This is a genomic window from Halorubrum tibetense (genome assembly GCF_042661865.1).
In the GTDB taxonomy this organism is placed as follows: Archaea; Halobacteriota; Halobacteria; order Halobacteriales; family Haloferacaceae; genus Halorubrum; species Halorubrum tibetense.
Genome location: NZ_JBHSWW010000063.1, coordinates 1 through 13,152, shown reverse-complemented (window position 1 = coordinate 13,152; position 13,152 = coordinate 1). Strand labels below are relative to the sequence as shown.

The following is a 13,152-nucleotide window of genomic DNA, read 5'->3' as shown; positions in this document are numbered from 1 at the left end:
CCGGCCGCGGGGACGAACTCCTCGCGCGGGAGCCGCGTCGTCCGCGCGTCGTCGTACAGCCCCGACCGGCGGAGGCCGGCCTCCGCCATCACGAGAGCGTCGTACTCGACATCGACGGAACGCTCCATCGCCGAGCGTTCGAGCTCCGAGAGCGAGTCGAACCACTCCTCGACGCTCCGCTCGAACGACGCCTCGTCGGCCTCGGTGTCGTCGTCGCCGTCGGCATTGGCGTCCGCGTCGTCACCGGTATCGGCCGTCTTCGTATCCGACCCTTCGCCACCTGCCTCGGCGGTCAGCGCCGCCGCCTCCCCGGAGGCGATCAGCCGGCGTTCGTGTTCCGCCTGGAGGCCGGGCGCGAGCAGCTTCTCGATCCGGGTGTCGACGTTACCGCGGATCGGCTTCACGGTGAGATCCGGCCGGGCGGCCGCGATCTGGGCGGTTCGGCGGAGCGACCCCGTGCCGACGACGGCCCCCGACGGGAGGTCGGCGAGCCCGAGGCCGTCCGGGTTGACGACGACATCGCCCGAGGGCGCGCGTTCGGGGACGCCCGCGACGACCATGTCGTCCATCCCCTCCGTGGGCACGTCCTTCAGCGAGTGGACCGCGAGGTCGGCGTCGCCGGCGAGCACCTCCTCGTCGAGCGCGCGGACGAACGCCCCCGTGCGCCCGAGTCGATGGATGAGCTCGTCCGGGATCTGGTCGCCGCGCGTCTCGACGCGGCGGATCTCGACCTCGCGTTTCCGAGTCGACAACGCCTCGCGGACGGTCTCGGCCTGTGTAAGGGCCAGATCCGAGCCGCGGGTCGCGAGGGTGAGGGTTTCGGTCATACCCGAGGGGAGGTCCCCCGCGTTCAAAAGGGCATTAGTTCGGGCGTCGGCCCGGAGCGAAGGCAACGGTCCCGATCGAACGCGGGAGGCCGTCGGCAGCATATATAAATAGCATGAGATATCGACATCCCCGAGTCACGGTGGTGTGCCCGCGAAGGAGACCGGACAGACGGGTTATAAATACACGTCCGGCCGAGGAGGCGTGAGAGCGGGGTGATCAGAGACGGCGTGGGGCTTCCGCGGTGATCACCGCGCCACCGAGGATATCTAACTGACTGAGTTCTGGTGAAATCCGCATGTGCTCATAGGTTTTAAAATCGTGCTGAATAGAGAGGATGAATGTAGTAGACTAGCCCTATTTGTTCCAACCGAGCTGCGATGAATTAGCTGTCAGACTGGGCGTGCTTGGTGAGTGATAACGGGAGGGTATCGCAATACGGCTGTGCGAGATAGTATATAACTGCTCGAGAGTGATGCGACAATTGCTTATAAATAAGTAAGGCGGTGGCGCGCCCCAGTTCGCGCCTTATAAAGGCGCGAACCGACGGTGCGAGGGAGTCGGTCGCCCGGAGCAACGCGGAGGGCCGACGACGAGGCTGGGGAGGCGTGAGGTGCGGTTGCGGGGCGGGACTCAAAGGGGCAGTCGCGAGGACGCCGCAGGCGTTCACGAGAGCGACGCTCTCGTGAGCCAATCAGAACGCTTTGCGTTCTGATGACGACGTAAGCGGCGTGGCGCTACGCGCCACGGGCAGCCGGCGGCAGAGCGTGGTTCGAAAGAGCGAAGCTCTTTCGTCATCACGAAAATCTCCGATTTTCGAACGACAGCGAGCGTGCGGCGTCCTCGCGACTGGGGCTTTGGAGGTGTTCTCCGCCGGATCACAGTCACCGCTTTATAAGCGAGCGACTGGGGCTTTGGCGATGTTCACTACCGATCCGCCAGCAACGACTTATAAGCGAGCGACTGGGACTTTGACGGTGTTCACCACCGCCGATCCATACACGACTACTTATAAACAGCCGCCAGCAACACCGCTTCACCACTTATAAACAACCGATCACGCGTATTGCGATACTCACTCCCGGTATCACTCAATACACGGTCTTCAGGGAGCGGCCGTGTTACTCGTCGTCGACGAGCGAGCCGAGTACGCGCTCGGCGTCCGCGGGGACATCGAAGTCGTGGAAGTGTTCGCCCTTCTCCTTCGAGAGGATATTGAGGGCGGCCGCGGCACCGTCGCCCGCGGCGATGACCGCCTGCCACTCCTCGGCGCGGACCATCGCGCCGGTCGCGTACGCGTTCTCGACGCTGGTCTCCATATCGACGCCGACGTCGACCGTGTCGTCCTCGCCGAACGCACAGCCGAGCGACTCCGCGAGGTCACGGCTCGCGCCCGTCGCGAGCACGACGTAGGTCGCCTCGTGTGTCTCGTCGGCCGCGGAGACGGCGAAGCCGTCGTCGACAGACTCGACGGCCGTCACCTCCGCGTCGTGTCGCTCGACGCCGAAGTCGTCGACCTGGTCGCGGAGGGTCTCGACGAACACGCTCCCGTCGACGGAGCCGATCCCCGGATAGTTGAACAGGTGCGCCTTGTGCATCCACGTCCCGTCCGTGTCGAAGACGGTCGTGTCGAGGCCGTTCTTCGCCGTGAACAGTGCCGCGCTGAGGCCGGCGGGACCGCCGCCGACGACGATGACGTTCGTCATGGGCGTTTGTTTCACTGCGACGGGAATAAAACCGCGGTAACAGTAGTGTCAGCTGCAGCCGGGGCCGACGCGGGCCGTTGCCGCGTGTGACGCGCGGTGCGAGCGCGTGCGAGTCGTGGTCGACCGATCAGTCGTTCGTGGTCGACCGATCAGTCGTTCGTGGTCGACCGATCAGTCGTTCGTGGTCGACCGATCAGTCGTTCGTGGTCGACCGGTTAGTCGTCCGCGAGCGGGTTCTCGAGGTCGATCTCGCCGGCGTCGATCTCGGCTTCGATCTCGCGGACCGCGGTCACCATGTTCTCCGTCTTGCCGTACGCGATCTCGCGGGGGAGCAGTTTCAGCCCGCAGTCGGGCGAGACGGTGAGCTTCTCCGGGGGAACGACCCGAAGCCCTTGGCGGATGTTCGCTTTGATCTCCTCGACCGGTTCGATCTCGGCGGTGTGGGCGTCGACGACGCCGAGCGCGAGGTCGGGCTCGAACTCGGGCTCCTGGAACGTCGGGATCTGCTCGTAGTCGCCGTTACACAGCTCGACGTCGAACTCGTCGATCGGGTAGTCGTTGATCTCGGGGTAGATCCGCGAGTAGTCGCCGTAACAGACGTGAAGGCCGATCCGGACGTCCTCCGGAATACCCGAGACGATGCGTTCGAGCGCCTCGCCGACGATGGCGTGGTCCTCGGGCGTCGTCGCCAGCGCGGGCTCGTCGATCTGGATGTAGCGAGCGCCCGCCTCGACGAGCTTCTCGACCTCCTCGTTCACGAGATCCGCGAGGTCGTACACGAGCTCCTCGGTGGAGGGGTACGCCTCGTTGAACGCCCAGAACCCGAGCGTGTACGGCCCGGTTATGGGTACCTTCACCGGTTTCTCCGCGGCGCTCGTCGTGAACGCGAACTCGTCGACCAGCCACGGCTCGTCGTACTCGACCTCTTCGACGACCGAGGGTTTGTCGAAGTAGTTGTGGCCCCACACCTTCACCGGGCCGTTGAACTCGTAGCCGTCGATCCGCTCGGCGAAGAACTCCACCATCTCGTTGCGGCGCATCTCGCCGTCGACGACCGTGTCGAGCCCGGCGCGCTCGTGCTCGTGTGTGATGAGCCGGCAGGCGTCGTCGTGTGCCTCCGCCAAGTCGTTCTCGTCGAACTTCGAGTCGGGGTCGTCGACGAGCTCGTCGGCGCGGTTCAGCCACTTGGGCTTGGGGTACGACCCCACCACGGTGGTGAGCAGGAACGTGTCGTTCGGGTGGTCGGCGGGGCGGAACTGCGCGCGGTTGGCGTCGGGAGTCCGGGCCATTACGCGAGCACCTCCGTGCCCGCGGCCAGCGCGGCCAGTTTCTCGCGGTACTTGTTCGAGGGGAGGTAGAACAGCTCCGTGTTCGAGCTCAGGTACGTGGTGTCGAACTCGGCGGCCGGGACCTGCCCTTCGAACCACTCGACGCGTTCCGCGATCGTCTCGGCGTCCTCGACGAGCGTGTTCTGGCCGTCGACCAGCCCGAGCGCGACGGAGTCGGTCGCGCCGTACTCCTGGACGTTGTAGACGGTGTCGTCTCGGTCGCCGGCGACGAGGTCGAACCCGAGCGCGTCCGCGCCCGTCTCGTCGACGAGGTGGGCGTACAGTTTCTCGTCGAGCGCGCCCCAGTACGTGTGAACGACCACGTCGGCGTCGGTCGCGTCGGCGACCGTCCGGATCGCGGCGGTCGCCCGCTCCTCCGTCCCCTCCGCCGGCGGGTTCTCGACCAGCGACGGCTCCAAGAGGAACAGCGTCTCGTGGTCGGGGAACGCCTCGACCTCCCCGGCGAGAAACTCAGCGATGGCGGCCTGGAACTCGGCCGTATCGCCGTAGTGCTCGTCGGTCGCGAGGTCGGCGAGCGAGTACGGCCCCGGCAGCGTCGCCGCGAGCGGCGCGCCCCTCGAGAGGACGTCACTCGCAGCCTCCAGCTCGGCGGCGACGTCGCCGGAGAAGCCGAGATCGCCGGTCACGCGCGGGTCGCGATAGAAGTTGTTGTTGTCGTAGTAGCGCACGATACCGCCGGTCTCGACGTTGTCGTGAACGGTCAGGGGGTGAGCGATCATGTCGTCCCAGCGTCCCTGTCCCTCGACGACGCGGTCGAGGCCGGCGTCGAGCTGGTCCTCGACGAGCTCGGCGCGAACGTCGTCGTACGCCTCGACGATCGCGTCGTCCTCGTCGCCACTCAACAGGTCGCCCTTCTGGTGGCCTTTCAGGTCCGAGAGGGTCTCTTTCGCCCAGTCGGGGAGCGGGTACGCCCCCGGCGTGGCCGCGACTCGTTCGGTCATCACCCGTGGTTCGATATGTCGACGTATAATATTTGCTAATACAATTTATGACCTACAGTTATCTCATTGCCGGAGCGCGAGCACCGACAGCGACTCGAACGGGAACGACTCCTCGCGGACGACCTCGTGGTCGAAACCCGCACCCTCGATCAAGTCGATCACCGCGTCATACCCCGTCAGCGACGAGACGAGGAGCAGGACGACTCCGCCGGGCGCGAGCACCCGACCGACCTCGGCGACGAACGGCTCGATCACCGCCCGTCCGGTCTCGCCGCCCGACAGGGCGTGTTCCATCCAGTCGTCCCACTCGTTCTCGGGGTCCGTCGGGAGGTACGGCGGGTTGAAACACACCGTGTCGAACGCGTCGTCGCGGAACGGGGCGACCAGGTCGGCGACGACCCCGTCGACGCCCCGGTCGCGTGCCTCGGCGGCCGCGTGTGGGTTGCGATCGCTGCCGACGACGCGGAGCCCACGCTCCTCGGCGATCCGCTCGGCGACCCACCCGGACCCGGTGCCGACCTCCAACACCCGCCCGTGTGCGACCTCGATCGCCGCGTCCGCCAGCAACCCGGAGTCCTCGGCCGGCCGGTACACGTCCGGCTGCTCGCGGTCGAGCCCGGTCATCGGCGATCACCGGTGTCGTCCGTGTCATCCGCGGTGTCGTCCGTGTCGTCCGCGGTGTCGTCCGCAGTGTCGTCCGCGGTGTCTTCAGCGTCCGCGGGAGCGGCGGCCGTCGACGCGACTTCGTCCGGACGAGCCGCGGCGTCCGGTTCCACATCGACGCCCGCACGGCGGTCCGACACCGCCCGCTGGGGGAACGGGATGTCGATCCCCTCCCGCTCGAACGCCGTCTTGACCCTCTCTATCACCGCGTTCTGCGCCCGCCACTTCCGCTGGATCGTCGCCGGCTCGATCCAGTAACGAAGCCGGAGAACGACCGCGGAGTCGCCGAACGCGTGCCGAACCACGTCGGGGTCGGGCGTGTCGGCGACTGCGTCGAGCTCCGCCATGGTCCGGGTGGCGACGCTCGCGGCCCGTCCTACGTCGCAGTCGTAATCGACGCCGACGTCTGTCGTGATCCGGAGCCGATCGGTGTTAGTGTAGTTCACCACCTCGTCGCCGGTGACCTGGTCGTTCGGGACGAGCACGTGCTCCTCGTCGAACGTCCGGAGCTGCGTGTTGTACAGCGTCACGTCGGTGACGATCCCCTCGCGACCGCTGACCCGCACCCAGTCGCCCACTTTGAACGGGCGGGCAAGCAGGATCACGAAGCCGGAGAGCGCGCCGGAGAGCGTCTGTCGGGCCGCGAACCCGACGACGATCCCGAGCGCACCCGCGCCGAGGAACAGGTTACGGACCGGGATCCCCCACAGCGCCACCACGAAGCCGATCACGGGAATAAACACCGTGATCTGCGCGAGGTGATGGACTACCTCCCGTTGGTGTTCGGAGATGGCACCCCGAGAGACCCCGCGTTTCACCGAGCGCTTCGTCAGCCGGGTCAGCGAGTAGGCGGCCGCGAGCGCGATGAGCGTCACAAGCGCGCGGACCACCGCCTCCGGCCCGACGGCGACGAACTCGAACGCCGACTCGACCTCCCCCGTCAGCCGCCACACGGCGACGAGGAACGCGCTGAAGACGACCGACACCACCGTTACCAGTATCCACTGGACGGCACCGACCGTGTCGGCACCGAACCGGTCGCGGAGAGGCCGACCCGCGCCGAACACGACCGCGACGACGAGCGCGAAAGCGACGAGCGTACCGAGCGTGGCGAGGTACTGTGCGCCCGTGGTGTCGACCCATCGCTGGACCCGTAACGCCCACTGCCAGTGCCACGGCAGCTGCGCGCCGAGCGCCCACGCCGTGTCGGTGACGGCGACGAGATCCGTGCCGCCGCCCGGGAGCGATACGGCCGACACGGCGGTCATTCAGATCCCTCCGCGTCCGGCGTGTCGGCGCTGGCGCGATTCCGCCCGGCCTCGGAGTCGATCCGGACGCCGAGCTCGTCGGGGCGTGCCGACAGCGTCTGTTGTGGGAACGGGATCGTGATCCCCGTCGACTCCAGATCGGCCTTGATCGCGTTCATCGCGGCGGTCTGTGTGCGCCATCGCTTACGCATACTCGGGTTCGTGATCCAGTAGCGCACGCCGAGAACGACCGCAGAGTCCGCGAACCGCTTCGTCACCACGTTCGGCTCCGGCATCCGGGCGATACCGTCGACGTCGGCGACTGCCGCCTCGATCGTCGCCGCCGCGTGCTCGATGTCGGTGTCGTAGTCGACGCCGACGTCGATCCCGATCCGGAGCCGGTTCCGGCGCGAACGGTCGACGACCGGCTCCGAGCGCACTTGGTCGTTCGGGACCGTCACGACCTCCCCGTCGAACGACCGGAGCCGCGTGTTGATGATCGAGATCTCCGTGATCGTCCCCTCGTGTTCGCCGATCTCGACCCAGTCGCCCATCTCGAACGGCCGCGAGAACATCAGCACGAAGCCGGCGAGTACCGCGCCGAGCGTCTGTCGAGCGGCCATCCCGACGACGATCCCGAGGAATCCGGCCCCGACGAGGAGGCTACCGACGTTGTCGGTGAACAGGCCGACGATCACGAGCGCGACGACGGTGTACACGCTGAGCTGGACGATACGACGCAGCACCTCCTCCTGATGCTCGGAGATCGCCGTGCTCTCGACGGAGAGCTCGCGGATGACCCCGCCGAGGAAGTCCGTCACCGCGTACGCGCTCGCCAACAACACCACCGCGAGCACGATGTTCGAGAGGTGGTCGGCGATGGCCGCGGCCTCGTACGCGTCGACGAGCGCGCCGCTGCGTTCCCAGACGACGAGCAGCCCCAACACGCCGGCCGCGGTCGTCCCGGCGACCGTCGTCGAGAGCAGCAGCCGTTTTTTCGACGTCAGCTCGCCGTTCCGGCGTTTCAGCCGGTCGGTGGTGTACCGGACCCCGAGCACGACGGCGACGATCGCCGCCGAGACCGCGATTCGAGTGAGATTCCCCGACACGAGCTGCTCGACATCAGGGAGGGCCCCGATCGCCGTCGCGGCGACGAACCCCTCCATCTCAGACCTCCGTCGGGGAGCCGTGCTCGCGGGCGAGCGCGGCGAGCGCGGCGAACGCCGACGGGTCGAGCTTCCCCGGTCGCTGTCGGAGCAGCTCCTCGTCGGTCGCCGCCACGACCGCTTCCGGGTCGTCGAGCCCGGAGATGTGGCCGGTGTTGCGGATCGCGTTGCGGACGGTCTTGCGACGCTGGGTGAACAGCGCCTTCACGAACCGGAGGAAGAACGCCTCGTCGTCGACCACGTACTCGGGGTCACGTGGCGTACACCTGACGACCGCGCTCTCGACGGCCGGCTGGGGGTCGAACGCCTCCTTGGGGATCCGTTCGACGATCTCGACGGCCGCGTAGTGCTGTGCGGAGACGGAGAGCCGGCCGTACTCGGACTCGCCCGCCGAGGCGACCATCCGATCCGCGAACTCCGCCTGAAACGTCAACACGAGCGGCCGCTTCGTTGGCAGCAGCCGGAAGGCGATCTCCGAGGAGACGCCGTACGGTAGGTTCGCGACGCAGGCGGTGAACGGCGGGAACGGGACCTCGAGCGCGTCGCCCGCGATCACGTCGAGCGTCCCGGCAGCGACCGCGTCGGCGAACTCCTCGCGGAGGAACGCGGCGAACGCGTGGTCGCGCTCGATCACCGAGAGGCGGCGGTCGACAGACGGACCGTCAGCGAGGTGGTCGGCAGACGGACCGTCGGTAGTGATGTCGTCGGTCGCGGCTCCGTCCATGTCGCCCGGGGCGTCGACGAGCGCCAGCAGCCGGTCGGTGAGCGCGCCCGCGCCGCCACCGATCTCGAGAACGTGGCTCGTGTCTGCGTCGTCCGGGAGATACGTCGGCAACCGGTCGAGGACGCGGTCGTCGACGAGGAAGTGTTGATCGTGGTCGGGGTCCGCGCGGGTCCCGGCCCGTCGGGCGAGCGCGTCCGGGTCGCGGGCTCCGTACACGGGTTCCCCATCCAGCGATCGGTCGGTCATGAGCGCGGTAGACCCCCGTTCGGGGTAAAAGTCCCGTTTCGACGTGCGACCCGACTCACCCCTCGTAGCCGGCGAACCGCCGGTACTTCAGGTCCTCCTTGCGGATCTCCTCGACGATCCGTTCGACGATCACCTCCCGCGGGCGGTGGAGTCCGGACACCCGTTCTTCGACCTCCTCGAAGCGCTCGAACGGGCCGCGTTTCCGCTCGTCGAGCACGTTGTTCCGCAGTTTCTTGCCGACGCCGGGTAGCAGGTTGAGCTGGTGGAGCCGCAGGGTGATCGGTTCCGCCTCGTTGTAGAAGTCGACGAACCGGCGTTCGTCGGCGTCGACGATCGCCTCGACCGCGTACTCGACCTCGGCGGCCGCGTTACGAGTAATATCGTCGAACCCGACCTCCCGATAGCGGGAGACGTTCGGCCCGTCAAGCGCGATCCGGTCGCTCACGGAGACGTCCGTGTCCTCGTCGAGCGTGATCTCGTACAGCCGGAACGACGGCGCGCCGAGGGCGTACGCGACCGGCGACTTCTGGTACGCCGGACGGTCGTCGTCGGGCCGACCGTTCGGGAGCACGTCGAGGACGACCGCGGTCGGGCCGACCGGCTCGTCCGTCGAATCGCCCGCCTCACCCGTCGAGCCGTCCTCGTCTCCCGGATCCACACGATCCTCGGCCGTACCGGTGGTCTCGCCCGTCGTGTCCGTCGATCCCTCCTCCGTCCCGCCGTCGGGACGGGGCCTGTCCTCGGGGACGGCGGCGTCGTCCATGGTCATGTGAAAGGTTATCGCACGAAGGGGTAAAAACTCGCCGTCCGATCGGGTCCGTCCGGACCGAACATCGGGCCAGTCTGGGCTGAACGCCGGTCCGGTTCGGCCTGAACGTCGGGACGGAAGTCGGGCCGTGAGGGTGCCGTCAGGCGTACTTCGCGACGACGTTCAACACGTCGTCGAGCTCGTCGCCGTCGAGCGAGTAACGCTCCTGTGCGAACACCGAGCGGAGCTCCGTTCGGTCCTCGGGGAGGAGGTCCGCGATCTTGATCGCGGTCGGGACGTCGATCGGGTCGAGCTCGGCGAGCTCCTCGACGAGCTCGCGGGACTCCTCGGCGTCGAGGTGTGCGAACCGGTTGGCGTGCTCGATCGCTCGGGCGAGCTCGTACCGGAGGTCACGATCCTCGTCCTCGGCGCGGTCCGCCTCGATCTCCGCGAGGATCGCCTTGGCCTCGGCCGTGGTGACGTACTCCTCGCTGATCTTCTCCTTGAATATCGTCATCTCAGTGCTGACGGCTCATGTGGGCGGCACGGACGATGAGCGTCTTCGTTTTGCCGCCGTCCGTGATCTCCACCGTGAACGCCGCGCCCTGCTTGCCGGTCACGGTCCCGGTCCGGCCGTCGAACCGGGGGTGGAAGCGACCTTCCTGGACGCTGGGGTCGATCTTGAGGTGGACTCGCGTCCCATCCTCGAACTCCTGGATCGCGCGCTGTGGCGGCGACGTGCCGCGGTCTCTCGGCTTGTTCGACAGCTTGTCTCGGGTCGCCTTCTGGGGCCCATTGGAACTCGGCATGGTCGTTAAGGTACGGTTCCGCTGCCGCGGTTATAAATGGTGCGTTACGTCCCGAACCGGCCGTGCGGGCGGGCTCCGGGCTCACCCTCCGAGACGCCCGCTCGACGAGGAAGGGCTTTGGCCCCGGACGACGAACCGGTGGCATGGACAGAGCCGTTCCGGTCGCCACGGGGTTCCTGGTAGGCGTCTGCGTGTTCGCGTGGCTCGCCGGCCCGGTGTTAGAAGCTCGGTTCGGCGCGGAGGCGCTAGTGGCCGCCTACGGGGCCGTCGCCGTGGGGACCGCCGTCACGACGTACGTGGTGGTCCGGCGGCTCGACGCCCGGCTCGGCGGGTCGACGGCGAAGGAGGCCAACCGGGGATCCGAAACGGACGGGGACGTGAGAGGAGGCCGACGGGCGGATGACGAGAGCGGGGGCGGTCGACGCGCGGGGGACAACGACGACCGCGGGGAGCCGGCTACGGTGACCGTCAGTCTCGACGAGCTCGAGGAGCTCGACGTGGACCGCGAGGTCCGGCAGCTGAAAGCCGAACGATCGGACGGCGACGGGGATTGACTGAGCGGTCGCGGCGAGTCCTGGCCGACTGGACGCAACGAGCCCTGGCCGACTGGACGCAACATCATACTGCACGCGTACGCGTCGCCGGATCCCGAGGCGAGTACCCCTATCGAAAGCACTAATCTACACCATCTCCTAAACTGTTCGAAATGAGTCACCAGCTGCCGGACGTACAGGCGTCCGCTCCTGACGTCAGTGTCGGTCTCTCCCAGGTCGGCGTCACCGGCGTGGAGAAACTCGTCAAGCTCGCCCGTGGCGACGACCGGCCGATCGTGTTGATGGCCGAGTTCGAGGTGTTCGTCGACCTCCCCGGTGGCCGGAAGGGGATCGACATGTCCCGAAACCTGGCGACGATCGACGAGATACTCGAGGAGATCACCCGCGAGGAGGCGTACCGCGTCGAGGACGTCTGTGGCGACGCGGCCGAGCGTCTGTTGGAGAAACACGACTACACCACCACGGCGGAGGTGTCGATGTCGGCGGAGCTCGTCACCCGCGAGGACACGCCGGCGTCGGGGCTCGAAACACAGAGTACAGCGACGATCATCGCCAGCGCGACCGCGACCGACGAGGGGACACGCGCGGAGATCGGCGCAGAGGTCACGGGGATGACGGTCTGTCCCTGCTCGCAGGGGATGTCGGAGTCGCGAGCTCGGGAGAAGCTCCACGAGCTCGGCGTGGACGACGAGACGACGGAGGCGTTCCTCGATGCCGTGCCACAGCCGGGCCACTCCCAGCGGGGCCACGCCACGCTGACGATCACGACCGACGACCATCCGAACGTCGACCTCCGGGACGTGATCGACGTCGCCCGCGACTCGATGAGCGCGCGGATATACAACATGGCGAAACGGCCGGACGAGGACCACATGACCTACCACGCCCACGCGAACGCGAAGTTCGTCGAGGACTGCGTACGGGCGCTGGCGGAGGGTACCATCGAGGAGTTCGATCACCTCTCCGACGACGCCGTGATCCGGATGAAACAGTCGAACGACGAGTCGATCCACCAGCACAACGCACACGCCGAACGCGAGGTCACGATGGGTGACCTCCGCGACGAGCTCGGCGAGTAGTCGACGGCGGGAACGAGCCCTCTCAGTCAGTCGAACCGCAGCGGCTCCGCGGCCTCCCACCGGGGTTCGAACTCCTCTTTCACGCTCGCGGCGAACTCCGCATCTTTGATATCGATCATCGCGAACGGCTCGTCGTCAGAGAGCGGATGCGGGACCTCGATACACACCTCGACGCCGTCGAACACGTTGAACGTCCCGTCGACGCCTGGAGTCGTCCGGACGGAGAACCCCTCGTTGCCGGCGAGCTCGGCCGTATACCGGCGGCCCACGCTCCGGGGGAGCGCGTCTACCGTCTCCGGCGACAGCAACACGCGGACCTCGACGCCGCGGTCCAGCGCCGACTCCAGCTCCTCGGTGACGCGCTCGCCGATAGTCCCGAGGTCGAATCCAGTCGCGGGCGCGCCGGCGACGACGACCATCCGCCGCTCGGCCGCCGCGATCCGTTCTAAGAGGAGATCGGTAGCGTCCTCACCGCCGACTGCCGCCGTCCAGAACCCCTCCTCGACGGGTTGGCCGGCGTCGAGCTCCGTCGACAGCTCCTCGACGACCGTCGCGTACTGTTCGGCCTGGGCTTCGAGCTCGCGCTCTTTCTCCTCCAGCAGGCGGTCGAGCGCGGCGTCGGGCTCGACCGCGACGTATTTTTTCGGCCGGCTGGCGGCCTGGCTCCGGACGAGGTCGTGCTGTTCCAAGCTGTTGAGCACGTCGTAGATACGCCCCATCGGAACCTCGCTGGCTCGCGAGAGGTCCTTTGCCGTCGTCGGACCGGTCCGCAACAGCGCGCGATACGCTCGGGCCTCGTACTCGGAGAGCCCGAGGTCACGAAGGGATGCCATACCATCGACTACCGCCGCCCCCATCATAAACACGTCGGACGTTTACACCAGTTGGGATGTGGATCTCTCCGGATCGGCGCGGGCGAATCGGCGTGACGACGGGTCGAATCGTCGCTTCGCGGCTCACTCGATCGTCTCGGCGACCCGCGCCATCAACTCGTCCGGCGTTGCTGCGGGCTCGGAGGCGACGCCGTCGGCGACGACGACCGCCGTTCCCTCGGGAACGGGTTCGGGCGTCGGCGCGTCCGAGCGGTGGGCGTTC

General features: G+C 67.4%; 14 protein-coding genes. 2 read left to right on the top strand and 12 right to left on the bottom strand.

From position 1 onward, the window contains the following. The 11 genes from hemC to ACFQEU_RS06385 form a co-directional block, all read right to left on the bottom strand. Positions 1-827 (bottom strand): hydroxymethylbilane synthase (gene hemC, locus ACFQEU_RS06435; protein ID WP_379780418.1); only part of this gene is annotated, 827 nt, incomplete at its 3' end. Positions 828-1,946: 1,119 nt separating this feature from the next. Next, positions 1,947-2,531 (bottom strand): NAD(P)/FAD-dependent oxidoreductase, encoded by a 585-nt coding sequence (locus ACFQEU_RS06430; protein WP_379780416.1) that lies wholly within the window; start codon positions 2,529-2,531, stop codon positions 1,947-1,949. A 215-nt stretch (positions 2,532-2,746) separates the two neighbouring features. Next, positions 2,747-3,820, bottom strand: a complete 1,074-nt coding sequence (locus tag ACFQEU_RS06425) for a methionine synthase (protein WP_379780414.1) — start codon at positions 3,818-3,820, stop codon at positions 2,747-2,749. Continuing rightward, the gene (locus ACFQEU_RS06420; RefSeq protein WP_379780412.1) at positions 3,820-4,821 is read right to left on the bottom strand and encodes a 5-methyltetrahydropteroyltriglutamate--homocysteine methyltransferase; all 1,002 of its coding nucleotides are present in this window, start codon (positions 4,819-4,821) and stop codon (positions 3,820-3,822) included. Before ACFQEU_RS06420 ends, ACFQEU_RS06425 begins: the two co-directional genes overlap by 1 nt. Positions 4,822-4,884: 63 nt before the next feature. Next, positions 4,885-5,445, bottom strand: a complete 561-nt coding sequence (locus tag ACFQEU_RS06415) for a HemK2/MTQ2 family protein methyltransferase (protein WP_379780410.1) — start codon at positions 5,443-5,445, stop codon at positions 4,885-4,887. Then, positions 5,442-6,752 (bottom strand): mechanosensitive ion channel family protein, encoded by a 1,311-nt coding sequence (locus ACFQEU_RS06410; RefSeq protein WP_379780408.1) that lies wholly within the window; start codon positions 6,750-6,752, stop codon positions 5,442-5,444. The genes ACFQEU_RS06415 and ACFQEU_RS06410 overlap by 4 nt, the downstream gene beginning before the upstream one ends. Continuing rightward, positions 6,749-7,897, bottom strand: a complete 1,149-nt coding sequence (locus tag ACFQEU_RS06405) for a mechanosensitive ion channel family protein (RefSeq protein ID WP_379780406.1) — start codon at positions 7,895-7,897, stop codon at positions 6,749-6,751. The genes ACFQEU_RS06410 and ACFQEU_RS06405 overlap by 4 nt, the downstream gene beginning before the upstream one ends. A 1-nt stretch (position 7,898) precedes the next feature. Further along, positions 7,899-8,867 carry a 16S ribosomal RNA methyltransferase A gene (locus ACFQEU_RS06400; RefSeq protein WP_379780404.1) on the bottom strand — a complete coding sequence of 323 codons (969 nt, stop codon included), beginning with the start codon at positions 8,865-8,867 and terminating at the stop codon, positions 7,899-7,901. A gap of 55 nt (positions 8,868-8,922) precedes the next feature. Further along, on the bottom strand, positions 8,923-9,636 hold the full coding sequence (locus tag ACFQEU_RS06395) for a DUF655 domain-containing protein (RefSeq protein ID WP_379780402.1): 714 nt from the start codon (positions 9,634-9,636) through the stop codon (positions 8,923-8,925). A gap of 139 nt (positions 9,637-9,775) precedes the next feature. Then, positions 9,776-10,132, bottom strand: coding sequence for an RNA polymerase Rpb4 family protein (locus ACFQEU_RS06390; protein WP_379780400.1), 357 nt, complete (start codon positions 10,130-10,132; stop codon positions 9,776-9,778). 1 nt (position 10,133) lies between these two features. Next, complete coding sequence (locus ACFQEU_RS06385) at positions 10,134-10,424, bottom strand: 50S ribosomal protein L21e (protein ID WP_379780398.1); 291 nt, start codon at positions 10,422-10,424, stop codon at positions 10,134-10,136. Positions 10,425-10,567: 143 nt separating this feature from the next. Here ACFQEU_RS06385 and ACFQEU_RS06380 point away from each other — a divergent pair, with 143 nt between their 5' ends. Then, positions 10,568-10,978 carry a hypothetical protein gene (locus ACFQEU_RS06380; RefSeq protein WP_379780396.1) on the top strand — a complete coding sequence of 137 codons (411 nt, stop codon included), beginning with the start codon at positions 10,568-10,570 and terminating at the stop codon, positions 10,976-10,978. A gap of 152 nt (positions 10,979-11,130) precedes the next feature. Continuing rightward, a complete protein-coding gene (gene mptA, locus ACFQEU_RS06375; RefSeq protein ID WP_379780394.1) occupies positions 11,131-12,057 on the top strand; it encodes a GTP cyclohydrolase MptA in 927 nt (308 codons plus the stop codon). A gap of 26 nt (positions 12,058-12,083) precedes the next feature. Here mptA and ACFQEU_RS06370 read toward each other — a convergent pair whose 3' ends face one another. Continuing rightward, a complete protein-coding gene (locus ACFQEU_RS06370; RefSeq protein ID WP_379780392.1) occupies positions 12,084-12,890 on the bottom strand; it encodes a TrmB family transcriptional regulator in 807 nt (268 codons plus the stop codon). Between the last annotated feature and the right edge of the window lie 262 nt (positions 12,891-13,152).